Raw genomic sequence first — 14579 nt, 5'->3', positions numbered from 1 at the left:
CCAGGCCGTGACCAGCAGTTGCTGCACGCGCTCGGCCTCGCCGTCCTGAAGGCCGCTGACCTCCTGCTCCAGGAGACGGATGGCCCGCCGCAGCGCCTGACGGTCCAGATCCGGCAGGCCGCGCTGCACATTCCAGCGCCTCAGTTCACAGGTGAGCACGGCCAGTTCGAAGGGATCGCCGCTGGCGAGGATCTCGGCAACGCGGCGGTGCCGGGCGGCCCACTGGCGCGGCAGGTTCAGGGTGCTGGAACTCAGGGACGCCAGCAGGGCTGGCATATCGCCGGCCGTGAGCGCGGCGCGCAGGCCAGCGCCCTCGGGCGCGGCGACCGGCACATACGCGCGGCTGGTCGTATTGGCGAAGGTCACCTGGTAATACGCCTGGTCATGTCCCCCCACCGGCCGCTGGCACGTGCCCTGCACGACACCGATCCCGTAGGGGGGAAGCACGACGCGATCTCCGGGCTGAAATGCGGTCTGGGTCACAGGGCACCTCTGGAGCAGGGAAACGCGGCAACGCACGCCGCGCAGTGAGCGACGGCCCGGCAAGGAGGCCGGGCCGTCTCAGCGGAGGATGCAGACAGGAGTGATCCGGGCGATCCGATCCTGCCGGGGTGTGTGCATGAACATCATATTAAGCGTTTTATGTGAGAACGATTGCTGAAGGTCTACACCTGTGTCGGACGACGGCGGCCAGAGCAGCGTTCACTCGCGCCGTGCGGGATCAGGAGGGGGTCGTCGGCGCCGGCGCGATCACACCCAGCAGGGCGTCCAGACTGAGGGCCAGCAGGGCGGCCAGCAGCGCTCCGACCAGCACCAGGGCTGTGTTCTGCTGCGACAGGCCATTGATGATCGGCTCGCCCAGGCCTCCGGCACCCAGCGCGGCGCCCACGGTGGCCGTGCCGACGTTGTACACGGTGCTGGTGCGGATGCCTGCCAGCAGGACAGGGCGGGCCAGCGGCAGCTCGACCCGCCACAGACGCTGCGCCGGGGTCATGCCCATGCCGCGCGCGGCGTCCAGTACGCCGGCATCGACGGCCAGCAGGCCGGCGACAGCGTTGCTGACCACCGGAACCAGGCCGTAGACGATCAGGCCCAGCAGGGTGGGTTTCCAGCCGAAGCCCAGGGCCGGCACGGCCAGGGCCAGGATGGCGAAGGTCGGGACGGTCTGCCCCAGGCCGACCAGCGTCTCGGCAAGGTGGCGCAGCGCCTCTTGCCGGGGCCGGGTCACGGCCACGGCGACCGGCACGCCCAGCGCCACCACGACCACCGTGGACAGCAGCACCAGTCCCAGGTGGGTGAGGGTCAGGCGCCACAGGGGGGGATCGAAGGCGGTGGGCACCTCGCCCAGGTTGAGCGGCGCCAGCACGGTGCCGAGCACGCCGGGCACGACACAGATCAGCAGGGCGAGCGGCCACAGCAGCGGCCACCAGGGGCGGCCAGCGCTCACGGCCCGCCCGTGCCCGGCGTCCGGAGTGCCTCCCACCGGACGGTGCCGATCGGCTCGCCCTGCCGCGTCACGCCCAGCGTGTCGGTGCCGTCGCGGAGCATGATGCTCAGGGCGCTGCGGGCGTTCAGGCCCTCGTCCACGCTGGGGAGGGTTCGCGCGGCGGGGCCGGGCACCATGAACTCCGCGACCCGACGGCCCGCGAGCTGCCGCAGGGTCGCGTCCTCGCCCAGGAACTGCCGCACGAAGGCGCTGACCGGGCGGTGGATCAGGTCGTCCGGCGTGCCCACCTGCTCCAGCCGACCGCCGTTCATCAGCGCGACCCGGTCGCCCAGGCGCAGCGCCTCGTCGATGTCGTGGGTGACCATCACGACCGTCTTGCGCAGGCGCTGCTGGATCTCGCGGAAGGCGTCTTGCAGCGCGTCGCGGGCCAGCGGATCGAGCGCCCCGAAGGGTTCGTCCATGAGCAGCACCGGCGGATCGGCCGCCAGGGCACGGGCCACCCCCACGCGCTGTGCCTGCCCGCCGGACAGTTCGGCCGGCTTCTTCTCGCGGAAGGTGCCGGGATCAAGGCCCACCAGGGCCAGCAACTCGTCCACGCGGGCGGCGGTCTGGCGGCGATCGCGGCCCAGCAGATCCGGCACCGTCGCCACGTTCTGCGCGACGTTCAGGTGCGGGAACAGTCCGATCTGCTGGATGACGTATCCGATGCCGCGCCGGAGCGTTTCCGGAGGCAGGTCACGGGTGTCCTGACCCTGCAGCAGCACCCGCCCGCCCGTCGGTTCGATCAGGCGGTTGATCATGCGCAGTGTCGTGGTCTTGCCGCAGCCGGACGGCCCCAGCAGCGCGGTGAGCTGTCCGTCGGGAAAGACGAGGTTCAGGTCGCGGACGGCGTAGCTGTCCCCGTAACGTTTGTCCAGGCTCTGGAGTTCGATCATTCGGGTCTCCGTTTCGGTGTCACGCCGCCCGCCCCAGACGGCGGCCCAGCAGCGTCTCGATGCCGCGCAGCAGGGCATCCACGGCGACAGCCAGCACCGCCGCCGGCACCGCGCCCAGCAGGATCAGGTCGGCGGCGGCGCTCTGGAGCCCCTTGAAGATGTAGGTGCCCAGGCCCCCCGCGCCGATCAGGGCCGCCACCGCCGCCACGCCGACCAGCAGCACCGCCGCTTGCCGCACCCCGGCCAGCCACACCGGCAGGGCGAGCGGGAGCTGCACGCGCCAGAAGCGCTGCGAGGCCGTCATGCCCATGCCCCGGGCCGCGTCGACCACGCCGGGCGGCACACCGCGCAGCGCCACCACTCCGTTGCGGAGTACCGGCAGCAGCGCGTACAGGGTCATGGCACTCAGGGCAGGCGCGACCCCGATCCCGGCCACGCCCCACTCGCGCAGCGCCGGCACGGCCCGCGACAGCGCCGACAGCGGCGCGATCAGCAGCCCCAGCAGCGCCAGGCTGGGAATCGTCTGGACGGCGCCCGCAAGGCCCAGCACGGCCCCGGCCACCCGCTCGCGCCCGGCGGCCCAGACCGCCAGGGGCGCTCCGATCAGCAGGGCCAGCCCCAGGGCACTCCCGACCAGCCGCAGGTGCTGGGCGAGTTCCTGGAGCCACCGGGTTCCCTCGCTGCGGCCCTCGACCAGCACAGACCAGCTCGACAGCTGTCCCAGCAGCACCAGGGCCGCGACCGGCACCACCCACCACCACGCCAGCAGACCGGTGCGGCGTGTGCCGACCGCCTGCCGCGCGCCGTAGACGGCCACGGCCGCGCCCAGCATGTACAGCCACACCCCGCTCGCCGCGCTCGCGCGCGCGAACGGCGCCTGCCCGATCAGGGCGGCGTGGGTGCGGTCGCCCAGCAGCCACACCCCCAGCACCAGTGCCAGCCCTGCCGGCAGCCACACGGCGCGGCGTGACCAGCGGGCAGCCAGCGCCGGGAGCAGCGCCAGCACCACCGCCGCCGCCATCCAGACTCCCGGCAGCCGGGCATATTCGCCCGGCGCGAGCCGGTTGGGGCGCAGCAGCACCCACGGCAGCAGCGCCCCGGCCAGCATGGCCGCCCCGGCGATCCACAGCACCATCTGTACATCCGCACGTGCCGGAGACTGACGGGGGGCGGAAGACGTGTTGTCCCCCGCCCCTGCCGACTGCGAGGCGCGCACGCTCAGGGCTGATCCCAGAGCGGGAACGTGCTCATCCGGTCACGCTCACTTGATCAGGCCCTTGCTCTTGAGGTACTCCGACGCCACGTCCTGTGCAGTGCGGCCTTCCAGCGCCACCTTGGCGTTCAGGCCCTGCATGACCGGCGCGGTCAGCCCGGCGAAGGTCTTGTTCAGCAGCGCCGAGACCTGCGGGTTGGCCTTCAGGGTGTCCGTACGGATGATCGGCGCGGGCTGGTACACGGCCTGGGCACCCTTGGGATCTTTCAAGGCGACCAGCTTCAGGGCGCTGAGCGTGCCGTCGGTGCCGTAGGCCATGGCCGCGTTCACGCCATTGGTGCCGCTGGCGGCGGCCTGCTGGGTCTGGGGAGGCGTCGCGCCGGCCAGCACGAGCTTCTGGTCGGCCGTGAGCTTGAAGCCGTACGCGGCCTCGAAGGCCGGCATGGTGTCGGGTCGGTTGAAGAACTCGGGGCTGCCCGCGATCTTGAACTTCCCGCCGCCCTTGAGGTACGTGGCAAGGTCGGCCACGCTGGACAGCTTCGCGCTGGTCGCCAGCGCCTGCGGCACCGAGATCACCCAGGTGTTGTTCACGTTGGCGGGCTTCAGCCACGTGATCCCGTTCTTGGCGTCGAGCTGCCGGGCCAGGCCGTAGATGGTGCCGGGGTTGCCCGCCTGCTTCGCACCGATCTTGGCGGCGGGGAACAGATACACGGCGTTGCCGGTGTACTCGGGATATACGTCGATCTCGCCGGCCAGGATCGCCTTGCGGTTCACGCCGGTGTCGCCCAGGTTGGTCTTGTCCGTGACCTCCAGGCCGGCATTTTTCAGCGTGAGCAGGATCATCTGGCCCAGGATCTGCGCTTCGGGGTCGAGTTTGCTGCCCACCACGATGGGCTTGGCGGCGGCGCTGCTGACCAGGGCGGCCACGGTCAGGCTCAGGAGGATCTTCATGAGGTCAACGTACCCGCCCCGCAAGGGTGGGCCGGGTGGGGGAGGTCACAAAACTGCCCATTCTGAATCCACGTGAAGGTTCCATAAATACTGCCGATCTGCGCCGAGGCTGGGCGGTATCGGCGTGCGATTCACCCACAAAAAAAGTTCCTCCGGAACGAGGCCGGAGGCGCTGTGAAGCTCACCCTACGCGTGGGGCAGCCGGGGCTGCCCGGCCACATCTCAGTACGTCGTAGCTAACATTACGCGCTTCCGGGACGGCTCCGGAACCTCTCCATTCCCGCTACGACGTACTTTCTTCGATACTCGCTCCGCTCGGTTGATCTGAAGATCAACTTCGACCTACTCAGCTCAGAGCGTGCCCTTGAGGGTGCTGGCGACCTTGAAGCGCACCTTCTTGCCGGCAGGGATGGTGATGCGCTCGCTGGTGCCGGGGCGCACGCCAGTCCGGGCGGCGGTCTGCGCGACACTCAGGGTGCCCAGACCGGGCAGCCCGACCGTCTGGCCGCCCTTCAGGGCGCTGACGATGGCGTCGAGCATCGTGGCAACGGCGTCCCCGGCCTGCTTCTTGTTCAGGCTGGTGCGGTCGGCCACCAGATCGATGATCTGGGTCTTGGCGATCTTGCTGCTGGCACCGCTGGTGCGTTTGGGAGCAGCTTTGGCGGCGGGCTTCTTCGCGGCGGGCTTGCTGGCTCTGGCCATGCATGTACCTCCAGACGTGAATTTGAGCTGGGTCGCGGCTCAATTGCACGGTAACATACAATTCATCGACGTCAAGTCAATTGACCTGCGCCAGGCCGCGCTTTTTCGGTCAATTCTGCTGTCACCAGAAGGACAAAAACGCTGTGAAATCGGCGCAGTGCCCACCAGAACGATAAAACATTATGAGTATGGAATGTGGAGAGGATTAATCTGCCATGCTGGTCGGCGGCCTCAGCGCCAGTGTCCGAACCCGGCCCGACAGGGCGTCCAGTGTCCAGATCCGGCCCCGCAGCGGTTCGCCCACGCCGCCCAGCACCTTCAGGGCTTCCAGGGCCATCATGCTGCCCACCACGTTCGGCAGCGGCCCCAGTACCCCGGCCTCGGCGCAGGATTCCGCGTCCCCCGGTTCAGGGAACACGTCGCGCAGGCCCAGGGCCGGCCCGAACACGCTCAGCATGCCGCTGACCCCAGCCGCCGCCCCCCACACCCACTCGCGGCCGGCCCGCACACACGCATCGGCGATGGCGTAGCGGGTCTCGAAGTTGTCGGTCGCGTCCAGCACGAGGTCGGCCGCCTGGATCAGCGCGTCGGCCGTGTCCGGGGTGAGCGCCGGAGCCACCCGCACCCGGACGTGTGGATTGATCGCCTGCGCCCGCGCCGCCGCGACCTCGGCCTTGGCACGTCCCACGTCCCCGAGGGCGTACAGGGTCTGCCGGTGCAGGTTGCTCAGTTCGACCCGGTCGCCCTCGCAGATCACCAGTTCGCCCACGCCCGCCCCGGCCAGCTGCGCGATGACCGGACTGCCCAGCCCGCCGGCCCCCACCACCAGCACCGAGGCGGCCTGCACCCGTTCCTGCGCCCCGCCATCGAGCCACTCCGGCACCAGCAGTGGCCGCGAGTAGCGCCGCAGTTCGGGTCGCGACAGCGCCGGAGGCTTCCCCGTTCCTGACATGCGGTTCAGTGTAGGGCGGCCCGCGCCCGTAGAATGCGGCGCGTATGGCTGCCCTGCTGCTCGTCTTCGCCGTGTCCTACCTGCTCGGATCGCTGGTGGCGGGCGTGCTGTATTCCCGCAGGCGCGGCGAGGACATCCGGGGCCGCGACCTGCCGGGCGGCAGCGGCACGTACCGCCAGTACGGCGTGGGCGCGGCGGTGCTGGTCACGGTGCTGGACATCGTGAAGGGCGCGGTCGCGGCGGGGGTGGGGCTGATCCTGGCCCCGGAGGCCACCTGGGTCGCCATGCTGGGGGTCGTGCTGGGACACTGCTACCCGCTGTACTTCCGCTTCCAGGGGGGTGGGGGGATCGCGCCGCTGCTGGGCGCCCTGCTCGTTGCCGCTCCACTCACGCTGGCCGGGATGGTGGGCACCGGGCTGCTGCTGATCCCGCTGTACCGCGCCACCCTGCAGTCCCGCGTGAACCTCAATGCCGTGCCTTTCGCCACCGCCGTCGCCGTGCCGGTCGGACTGCTGCTCGCCACCCGTTACGGGGGCCTGAGCGACCTGCTGGCCGGCGGGGCCGCCATGGCGGTGCGGGCCGCGCACCTGCTGGTTCGGCCCCCCCACAGGCGCGGCGCGGAGTCGGGCCAGCCGTGAGACGTGCCCTGCTGGCCCTGGCGCTGACGGCCCAGGTCGCCCAGGCCGCCCCGGTGCTGGAGGGCCGCACCCTGCGCTACGAGGACGGCCCGCGCGTGCTGTGGCAGCGCACCTACCCGGCCGTGATGGGTGACCTGAGCGGCCCCCTCCAGGTCGGTGACCTGACGTACGTGGGGGCCGGGCCGAACGTCTACGTCCTGAACGCGGCGGGCAGCGTGCTGGGCCGCGCGGATCTGCCGGGACTGGTCACGTCCATCGACGCCTCGGGCGGGGCCGTGCTGGTCACCACGCAGGAGGGCAGTCTGACCGAGCGCTACACGCTGGACAGCAGCGCCGGCGTGACCCTGCGCGAGCGCGTGGTGCTGCCGCCGGATGCGCAGATCACCGGCCACCTGGCCCGCGTCGCCGACACGGTGCCGGCGGCGCTGCTGGCCCAGGCCGTCACCGCCGATCCCACCAATCCCTTCCTGGCGCTGCGCGAGGCGCGGGCCGCCCGCGCCGACCCGTACCGTGCCCTGACCAGCGTCCGGCGTGCCCTGGCCGGGCCGCTGCCCTTCCCGGCGTGGGTGCAGCTGGCGGCCCGGCTGGACGGGGCCGGCTATCCGGCCGCCGCCGACCTCGCCCTGGGCCGGGCCCAGCGGGACGCCGCCGCACGCGGCCTCGACCCGGAACTGCCGGTCAGCCGGGCCGCCCTGTATGCCTACGGCAATCCCAGCGGCTACGTGGGAACCCTGCTCACGCAGAACCGGCTGGCCCGCGCCGACGTGTGGATGCGCTACCTGCGCGATCTCCACCCCCGCTTTGAGGGCGGCCCGTCCCTGTACGCCCGCTACGCCGCCGTGCTGGACGCCCAGGGCCGCAGTGGCGAGGCGGAGCAGTGGCGGCAGTTCACGCGCTCGCTGAACGCCGGGACGCTGTACAACCTGGGGCCGCAGGGCCTGCGCGGTGTGCGCGACGCGGCGCGGCTGGCCACGCTGACCCTGCTGATCGCCGTGGCGGCGGCGCTGTGGGCACTGCAGGCCCGCGCGTGGGCCACACAGGGGCGCGACACCGCTCCGCTGGGCGGGCGCTGGCGGTCCTGGCTGCGCCACCCGCTGGCCCGTGCGCGCCGCGTCACCGTGTCGTACACGTCGCTGGGCGAGCGGCTGCTGCTGGCGCTGCTGGCGGCCGCCCTGGTCACGGCGCTGGGCGGGTGGCAGTGGAGCAACCAGGCCAGCGCGGCCCTGCGTGCCCCGGCCCTGAACCTGGGCACCTACGGCGGCGGCTGGAGCGCGGCGCAGCTCGCCGACCTGAGCCTGCGCCCCGGCCCGGACGCCGCGCTGCTGGGCGGGCTGGCGGCCCAGCTGAGCGGCGACGACGGCGAGGCCCGCGACGCCTACACCCGCGCCCTGCCCGATCCCTGTGCCCAGAACAACCTGGGCGTGATCGCCCAGGCGCGCGGCGACGACGCCCAGGCCCGCGACCGCTACCGCGCCGCGCTGTCGGCCCGGCCGGATCAGGAGGCGGCGGCCTTCAACCTGGGCCTGAACCCGGCCGTGCCCGGCGCGGCCTTCCAGCGCGCCCACCGGCCCGGCCAGCCCCGGCTGTGCTACCCGGATCAGCGCAGCCTGACCCGCGCGGTGACCGGCGACCTGAGCGTCACGCTGGTGGGGGCGCTGCGTTCGCCGCAGGAGCTGTATACCGCCGGGGCCGGGCGCAGCGTCCGGCTGGGCGTGGCGCTGACGGCTGCCGGCCTGCTGGCCGGGGTGCTGATCCTGTCGCTGCTGCTGCCGCGAGCGCCCGTCAGCGTGCGCCGGGCCCGCCCCCTGGGCTACCGCGCCCTGGGGCTGCTGCTGCCGGGCACGTCCGTGATGGACAGCGCGTGGGGAGGCATGCTGCTGCTGACCTGGAGCACGGCGGTGGCAGCCCTGGCCCCCCGCACCGGGCTGGTCGGCTTTCCGGACGTGCCGGTGCTGGCCGGAGCGGCGGGGCAGGGAGCGCTGCTGGGCACGCTGGTCGCCACCTATGTGCTCAATACCCTGGTGTTCGTGGGCGCGGAGATCCAGCACCGGCGACGCCGCCGTGCGGACGCGCCGGTCGGGGAGCGCCTGTGAAGCTGGTCGTCGGCGTGTCCGGCGGCAGCGGGATGCCGTATGCCCATGCCGTGCTAGCGGCCCTGCGGGACGCCGGCGTCGACACACATCTGGTGGTGTCCAGCGGGGCGAAGCGCGTCATGGCGGCCGAGGGCGGCACGCCCACGCTGGCCGATCTGGTGTCGCTGGCCGCGCATGTCCATGACGACCGCGACCTGGGTGCCAGCGTCGCCAGTGGGTCGTTCCGCACGGCGGGCATGCTGGTGATTCCGTGCTCGGCCGGCACGCTCGCCAAGATCGCGCATGGTTTCGCAGACACGCTGCTGACCCGTGCGGCGCACGTGACCCTCAAGGAACGCCGCCCGCTGGTGCTGGTCGTGCGTGAAGATCCCCTGCCGCGCCCCGCACTCGTGAACCTGCTGGCCGCGCACGACGCCGGGGCGACCGTCATGACCGCCAGCCCCGGCTTCTACCACGCCCCGCGCGACGTGGCGGAACTGCTGCACTTCGTGACCGTGCGGGTGCTCGACCAGTTCGGGCTCGACACCCCCGGCATGCGCCGCTGGGGCCAGGACGGGGGCACGCCGTGAGGGGCCAGGCCGCTGCCGACACCGTTGCGGCGCTGATTCCTGCTGCCGGGGCCGGCACGCGCCTGGGCCTGGGGCCCAAGGCCTACCTGAGCGTGAACGGCCGCAGCCTGCTGCGCCGCAGCATCGATGCCCTGCGGCCTCACGTGGACGAGGTGATCGTGGCCCTGCCCGCCGGCCTGTCGCCCGGCGCACAGGCAGACCTGGGGGACGTCCGTGTGATCGTGGGCGGCGCGACCCGGCAGGACACGGTGTATGCCCTGCTGCAGGCCACGTCGGCGTGCCACGTCCTGATCCACGACGCGGCCCGGCCGTTCCTGGGAGCCGCGACGATCCACGCCCTGCTGGCCGCCGTGCGTGAGACCGGAGCCGCGACCGCCGCGCTGCCCGTGGCCGACACCCTGGTGCGGGCCACGCCGGGCGGCGAGTGGCTCCAGGGGGTGCCGCGCGATCACCTGTGGGCCGTGCAGACCCCCCAGGCGTTCCGGCGGCTGGAACTGCTGGCCGCGCACGACCTGGCCCGCGCCGACGGCCACGCCGCCACCGACGACGCGGGACTGCTCGCCCGGCAGGGGCATCCGGTGCGGCTGGTGCCCGGCGACGCGCGGCTGTTCAAGGTGACCACGCCCGCCGACCTGCCGCTGGCCCAGGCGGTCGCCCGGGTGTGGGATGCTGACGGGCATGCCTGATCCGCTTCCCCCCGGCAGCACCACGTACTTCGCGCCCGCGAAGGTCAACCTGGGCCTGAGCGTGCGGGCGCCGCGGGCTGACGGCTACCACGACCTCCATACCCTGATGGTGCCGCTCGCGACCGGCGACGACCTGAGCGTGGCGCCGGCCAGTACCCTGACGCTGGAGGTGCGCGGCGCGGATCTGCCCACCGACTCGCGCAACCTGGTGTACCGCGCTGCCCGCGCGTACCTGGACGCCGCCGGCACCGACCAGGGCGCCCGGCTGATCCTGCACAAGCGGCTGCCTGTCGCCAGTGGGCTGGGCGGCGGCAGCAGCGACGCCGCCACCACGCTGATGGCCCTGGCCCGGATGTATCCCGCCGGCCTCGACCTGCATGCTCTGGCCCGCCCGCTGGGGGCCGACGTGCCCTTCTTCCTGCTGGGCCGGGCGGCCGTCGCGGAGGGCACCGGCGAGATCCTCACGCCGCTGCCGGTGCCGCGCACACCGCTGGTGCTCGTCAATCCCGGCGTGGAGGTCAGCGCCCGCGACGCCTACCACTGGCTCGACGCCGAGGAGACCTTCACCGTGCCGCTGGACATCGACACGGTGCTGGCCACCCTGGCGGACGGCCGGCCGGTGCCGTACCTCAATGCCCTGCAAGGCCCCGTCGCCGCCCGGCACGCGGCCATCCAGGAAGCGCTCGGCGCCCTGGCGGACGCCGGATTGCGCTCCCCGCTGATGAGCGGTTCGGGCAGCACGTGTTTCGCTCTGGCCGGCAGCGAGGATCACGCCCACGACTGCGCCCAGGCCATCGCTGCCCGCTTTCCGCAGTGGTGGGTGCAGGCCACCAGCACGCTGTGATCCGTCGCGCCGGGCCCTCTGCCGGGTGGAGCAGGGCCGATCCGTCCCGGAACGGCCCGCTCCGTGCCGACGTCGGCTGAACCGCGGCGTTCCGGCCGTCACCCGGCGTGGCCCGGCACCAGGCCCGCCGCACGCATGGCCGGGCTGCTACCATCTGTGGATACCGGATGTGGTTCGCCGCTGGGGTCAGGTCAGCCTGGTACCCGGAACACCCTCGGTTCCGGCGGGGTGGCGCCCCCCGCACCTTCCCCGTTCCTGGGCGCATCGCACGGCTGCTGCAGGAGGACGCGATGAAACGGGATGGATTCGTACTCGTGGCGGTGCTGACCATGACGGTGCTGGTCGTGGTCATGCTGGTCGTCGCGTCGACCTTCGCGGTGTCGGTGCGGCAGACGACCGCCGCCGAGGCCCAGAAGATCCCCGCGTTCTACCTGGCCAACGCCGGGCTGGAGCGGGCCATGGCGAGGATCACCCGGTACCTCACGGTGTCCGGGCCACTGTATATCGGCCAGGAGCCGGCGTATGTCGCCAATCAGGTCGCGAATGTCCTGAAGCTCAGCGATCTCCGTTCGGGCAGCGAGGTGGCGGGCGGCCAGTTCGAGGTGACCGGCACCGCCGTGCCCGGCCAGGGGAAGGTCGAACTGCGCTCGACCGGCACGGCCACGGGGGGAGCAACACGGACCGTGGTGCTCAGCTACGACATCTATTTTGTCCTCAAGTCCATCTCGGATTCGGCGGTCAGTTCGGACGGCAGCGTCGTCAACAGCGGCAACAAGATGGTCGAGGGCGAGCAGGGCGGCAGCACGTCGGCCAGCGGCTTCACGATCAGCTGCACGCAGGGGCCCGGCGGCTGCCAGCCGCGCGATCCGGCCCAGCCCGGCTATCCCACCGGTTATCCGCTGTCCCCGGTCTACACGGTCACCGTGACCGGCGGCACGCCGCCGAGGGTCGGGGACGTCGTGACCTACGCCACGTATGCCGGCGGCACCACCGTGCCCCGCGCGTACAAGGTGCTGGCGGCCGATCCCCTGGGCGGGGTCATGGAACTGGCCCTGATCGACAACAGCACCACCGGCGCCAGCGGTACGGGAACCACGCTTCCGCTCTCGACGGGTGACCAGCTCGCCGTGACCACGCGTGGCGCGTCCATCCTGAGTTCCACGAACTCCATCACGACCAACGGCAACGGCGACACCTCCTGCATCGACTATGCGTGCGGCCACCTGCCGGTCCGGCCCGATCGCCTGTTCCAGACCACCTTCGGCGTGACCAAGGCGACCTTCAAGGGGGCCCTGCCCGCGAACCGGATCGTCCAGGCGGACCGGTGTGACGCGGCCACGGACGGCGTGCAGTGGCTCGACGCTCCCGGCGCGAACGGCAACAAGCTCGACATCGACGTGGTTCCCTGCCCCGACGCACGTGTCCTGATCATCCAGGCTCCGGCCGTCACCGGCAGGAACAGCGCCACCATGAACGTCACGCTCAAGGGAGGGGCGTTCAGGGGGCTGCTCTACATCATCGGCACCCACGACCTGACGGCGACCAGCGCCACCCGGCCCACCCCGCCCGGTATGGACGTGACCGTCACCGGCACCGACGGCGCGTTCATGGGCGCGGTGATCGTCGAGAACGATGTGACCGGCGGTATCGCCTACGACGCGGCGGGGGTGCCGTCCTCACGGATCTATACGACCACACTCGCCGGCACGACGCCGGGCCGGGTGGCCTCGCAGATCTGTCCGACCACCACGACAGGCGGCAGAACGGACTACTACAACTTCTGTTACAGCAAGCCGCTGCTGGCGGGACTGAAGACCAACCTGAACACCGCCATGCCGACCCTGGCGGTGCCGAGGGTCGCCGAGGCCACCTTCTCGTGGGCCGAGCAGGGCAACTGATGCGCGCCACCGGGTTCTCCCTGCTGGAAGTGCTGGTCGTCGTGGCCATCCTGGGCATCCTGGCTGGCCTGGGCGTGTCGAGCTACCTCACGTGGACCCAGACCATGCGGGTTCAGGCCGCCGTGTCCGAGGTGCAGCGGGTGTTCACCCGCGCCCGGGCGCGCGTGCGGATCACCAACCACGACGTGTACGTGACCCTGGATGCCGCGACCCGCACCTTCACGCTGTACCAGGGCAGCGGTCCTGCCGCTCCCCCGACGTGGTCGGCCACCATGCCGGTCGAGGCCGGTACCCTGTCGCTGGCGTGCCGGACCACGTGCCCGTCCGTGGCGTCCGGCCGCGCGTACGCGACGCTGCTCGCTCCCTACGGCGCGCTGAGACACGACCTGAAGCTGGACGTGGTGGTCGCGGCCCGGCGCCGCACGGTGTATCTGCTCGGACCGACGGCGCTCCTCAAGACGGTGACGCCGTGACCTCCACGGCGCGGGTCGGCGGGATGACCCTGATAGAGGTGCTCGTCGCCATCGCGGTGTTCGCGGTCGTGGTCGCGCTGTCCTCGGCGATCACCACGTCGCTGGGGATGAACAGCGTGTCGCGCTCCGGCCTGGCTGTGAACCAGGCCGCTCAGGCGTACCTGGAGGGCGTCACCGAGGCGTGGCGCAGCCCGGCGGCGTTCGGGGTGCTGGGCTCCCGGACGCCGCCGGCCGTGGCGGATCACACCTGGCGCGTCACGGCCTGCGAGGTGGACACGGCCGAGGCCACGTATCCGTGTGTCAGCGATGCCGCGAGGAACGTGACCTTCACATCCGCCGCACCGACGGTGCCCACCCTGACGCCCTCGGCGGACGCCCGACTGATGCGCGTGACCGTGACGTACACGCCGCTGGGCAGCGGATCGGCACACTCGACCGTGACGGAGCTGTACCGCCGATGAGCCGGGTCGCCGCCTTCACGCTGGTCGAGCTGCTGATCACCCTGGCCATCGCCGCGCTGATCCTGGGCCTCGCGTCGCAGCTGATCCACGGCACCAACCGGCTCTCGCAGCTGTCGGTGGCGCAGTCCACCGGGATCGAGCACGTGCAGCAGGCGGCCAATGTCGTCGCGGACGACGTGCGGCGGGCCTACCGGATCGCGGCCAGCGGGCAGCCGGTGGGGGTGGATGCCGTGGCGCCGGGCGCGTCGGCCACCGCCGGTGCAGACCAGCTCGTGCTGACGGCCCGCGCCGTGAAGGACGGCGACTGTGACCGTGCCGGGATCTATTACGAGTATGTCGCGTACGCCTTCGTCACGCGCAGCGCCGTCACGGGGGGCGGCGAATGGACCAGCGTGGCGCCGGATCCCGCCAACGAGGCCCGCCGGGTGCTGGTGCAGTACGTCGCGTGCACCAATGTGGGAACCGTGCCCACGACCCCGCCCGTGGGCGGCACCCTGCGGATCGTGTCCGACTACCTGGACACCGGCACCTTCGCGTATGCCGGCGTGGGGCAGCGGCGCGTCACCCTGACGCTCGCCGCCGGGCAGACGGTGCTCGGCCGGGCGACGACCGGCCGCACCATCACGACGGTCGCGGTGTCCCGCAACATCTACTGATGTGCCGTGTGCGGCCGGCATTCCCGACGCACACGGCGCGGGCACACCGATCCACGCCTTT

The 14579-nt window shown here is 71.9% G+C and carries 16 protein-coding genes (1 of these 16 cut by a window edge); 9 read left to right on the top strand and 7 right to left on the bottom strand.

What is annotated here, in order from left to right; all coding sequences use genetic code 11:
* The 7 genes from U2P90_RS00260 to U2P90_RS00230 all read right to left on the bottom strand — a co-directional run.
* Nucleotides 1–483: the 5' portion of a CarD family transcriptional regulator gene (locus U2P90_RS00260; protein WP_322473287.1), read on the bottom strand. Its footprint begins 21 nt before the window's first position; 483 of the gene's 504 nt are visible here — the first part of the coding sequence; its start codon is at nt 481–483; the stop codon falls past the left edge of the window.
* Nucleotides 484–721: 238 nt separating this feature from the next.
* The gene (locus U2P90_RS00255) at nt 722–1447 is read right to left on the bottom strand and encodes an ABC transporter permease (protein ID WP_322473286.1); all 726 of its coding nucleotides are present in this window, start codon (nt 1445–1447) and stop codon (nt 722–724) included.
* Complete coding sequence (locus U2P90_RS00250) at nt 1444–2382, bottom strand: ABC transporter ATP-binding protein (RefSeq protein WP_322473285.1); 939 nt, start codon at nt 2380–2382, stop codon at nt 1444–1446. The genes U2P90_RS00255 and U2P90_RS00250 overlap by 4 nt, the downstream gene beginning before the upstream one ends.
* A 19-nt stretch (nt 2383–2401) precedes the next feature.
* A complete protein-coding gene (locus tag U2P90_RS00245; protein ID WP_322473284.1) occupies nt 2402–3517 on the bottom strand; it encodes an ABC transporter permease in 1116 nt (371 codons plus the stop codon).
* A gap of 126 nt (nt 3518–3643) precedes the next feature.
* On the bottom strand, nt 3644–4546 hold the full coding sequence (locus tag U2P90_RS00240; RefSeq protein ID WP_322473283.1) for a glycine betaine ABC transporter substrate-binding protein: 903 nt from the start codon (nt 4544–4546) through the stop codon (nt 3644–3646).
* A gap of 351 nt (nt 4547–4897) precedes the next feature.
* The gene (locus U2P90_RS00235; RefSeq protein ID WP_295820136.1) at nt 4898–5248 is read right to left on the bottom strand and encodes an HU family DNA-binding protein; all 351 of its coding nucleotides are present in this window, start codon (nt 5246–5248) and stop codon (nt 4898–4900) included.
* 205 nt (nt 5249–5453) lie between these two features.
* Nucleotides 5454–6200 (bottom strand): HesA/MoeB/ThiF family protein, encoded by a 747-nt coding sequence (locus U2P90_RS00230; protein WP_322473282.1) that lies wholly within the window; start codon nt 6198–6200, stop codon nt 5454–5456.
* 44 nt (nt 6201–6244) lie between these two features.
* Here U2P90_RS00230 and U2P90_RS00225 point away from each other — a divergent pair, with 44 nt between their 5' ends.
* From U2P90_RS00225 to U2P90_RS00185, 9 genes are all read left to right on the top strand, one after another.
* Nucleotides 6245–6838 (top strand): glycerol-3-phosphate acyltransferase, encoded by a 594-nt coding sequence (locus tag U2P90_RS00225; RefSeq protein WP_322473281.1) that lies wholly within the window; start codon nt 6245–6247, stop codon nt 6836–6838.
* The gene (locus U2P90_RS00220) at nt 6835–8931 is read left to right on the top strand and encodes a hypothetical protein (RefSeq protein ID WP_322473280.1); all 2097 of its coding nucleotides are present in this window, start codon (nt 6835–6837) and stop codon (nt 8929–8931) included. The genes U2P90_RS00225 and U2P90_RS00220 overlap by 4 nt, the downstream gene beginning before the upstream one ends.
* Nucleotides 8928–9500 carry a UbiX family flavin prenyltransferase gene (locus U2P90_RS00215; protein WP_322473279.1) on the top strand — a complete coding sequence of 191 codons (573 nt, stop codon included), beginning with the start codon at nt 8928–8930 and terminating at the stop codon, nt 9498–9500. Before U2P90_RS00220 ends, U2P90_RS00215 begins: the two co-directional genes overlap by 4 nt.
* A complete protein-coding gene (ispD, locus tag U2P90_RS00210; protein ID WP_322473278.1) occupies nt 9497–10186 on the top strand; it encodes a 2-C-methyl-D-erythritol 4-phosphate cytidylyltransferase in 690 nt (229 codons plus the stop codon). Before U2P90_RS00215 ends, ispD begins: the two co-directional genes overlap by 4 nt.
* Complete coding sequence (locus U2P90_RS00205) at nt 10179–11030, top strand: 4-(cytidine 5'-diphospho)-2-C-methyl-D-erythritol kinase (RefSeq protein ID WP_322473277.1); 852 nt, start codon at nt 10179–10181, stop codon at nt 11028–11030. The genes ispD and U2P90_RS00205 overlap by 8 nt, the downstream gene beginning before the upstream one ends.
* Before the next feature lie 290 nt (nt 11031–11320).
* A complete protein-coding gene (locus U2P90_RS00200; protein WP_322473276.1) occupies nt 11321–12928 on the top strand; it encodes a hypothetical protein in 1608 nt (535 codons plus the stop codon).
* Nucleotides 12928–13401, top strand: a complete 474-nt coding sequence (locus tag U2P90_RS00195; RefSeq protein WP_322473275.1) for a pilus assembly FimT family protein — start codon at nt 12928–12930, stop codon at nt 13399–13401. Before U2P90_RS00200 ends, U2P90_RS00195 begins: the two co-directional genes overlap by 1 nt.
* Nucleotides 13398–13862 (top strand): prepilin-type N-terminal cleavage/methylation domain-containing protein, encoded by a 465-nt coding sequence (locus tag U2P90_RS00190; protein ID WP_295820117.1) that lies wholly within the window; start codon nt 13398–13400, stop codon nt 13860–13862. The genes U2P90_RS00195 and U2P90_RS00190 overlap by 4 nt, the downstream gene beginning before the upstream one ends.
* Nucleotides 13859–14518: a prepilin-type N-terminal cleavage/methylation domain-containing protein gene (locus U2P90_RS00185; protein WP_295820114.1), complete on the top strand. Its 660-nt coding sequence runs from the start codon at nt 13859–13861 to the stop codon at nt 14516–14518. The genes U2P90_RS00190 and U2P90_RS00185 overlap by 4 nt, the downstream gene beginning before the upstream one ends.
* The last annotated feature ends 61 nt before the right edge of the window (nt 14519–14579 follow it).

The sequence above is a fragment of the Deinococcus sp. AB2017081 genome, assembly GCF_034440735.1.
Classification (GTDB): domain Bacteria; phylum Deinococcota; class Deinococci; order Deinococcales; family Deinococcaceae; genus Deinococcus; species Deinococcus rufus.
This window is presented reverse-complemented; position numbering and strand designations above follow the sequence as displayed.

What these genes read in the sequence shown, in the direction of transcription:
- U2P90_RS00250 (WP_322473285.1), bottom strand. Translation starts at nt 2,382, where the DNA reads ATGATCGAACTCCAGAGCCTGGACAAACGTTACGGGGACAGCTACGCC.
- U2P90_RS00245 (WP_322473284.1), bottom strand. Translation starts at nt 3,517, where the DNA reads ATGGTGCTGTGGATCGCCGGGGCGGCCATGCTGGCCGGGGCGCTGCTG.
- U2P90_RS00240 (WP_322473283.1), bottom strand. Translation starts at nt 4,546, where the DNA reads ATGAAGATCCTCCTGAGCCTGACCGTGGCCGCCCTGGTCAGCAGCGCC.
- U2P90_RS00235 (WP_295820136.1), bottom strand. Translation starts at nt 5,248, where the DNA reads ATGGCCAGAGCCAGCAAGCCCGCCGCGAAGAAGCCCGCCGCCAAAGCT.
- U2P90_RS00230 (WP_322473282.1), bottom strand. Translation starts at nt 6,200, where the DNA reads ATGTCAGGAACGGGGAAGCCTCCGGCGCTGTCGCGACCCGAACTGCGG.
- U2P90_RS00225 (WP_322473281.1), top strand. Translation starts at nt 6,245, where the DNA reads ATGGCTGCCCTGCTGCTCGTCTTCGCCGTGTCCTACCTGCTCGGATCG.
- U2P90_RS00205 (WP_322473277.1), top strand. Translation starts at nt 10,179, where the DNA reads ATGCCTGATCCGCTTCCCCCCGGCAGCACCACGTACTTCGCGCCCGCG.
- U2P90_RS00200 (WP_322473276.1), top strand. Translation starts at nt 11,321, where the DNA reads ATGAAACGGGATGGATTCGTACTCGTGGCGGTGCTGACCATGACGGTG.
- U2P90_RS00195 (WP_322473275.1), top strand. Translation starts at nt 12,928, where the DNA reads ATGCGCGCCACCGGGTTCTCCCTGCTGGAAGTGCTGGTCGTCGTGGCC.
- U2P90_RS00185 (WP_295820114.1), top strand. Translation starts at nt 13,859, where the DNA reads ATGAGCCGGGTCGCCGCCTTCACGCTGGTCGAGCTGCTGATCACCCTG.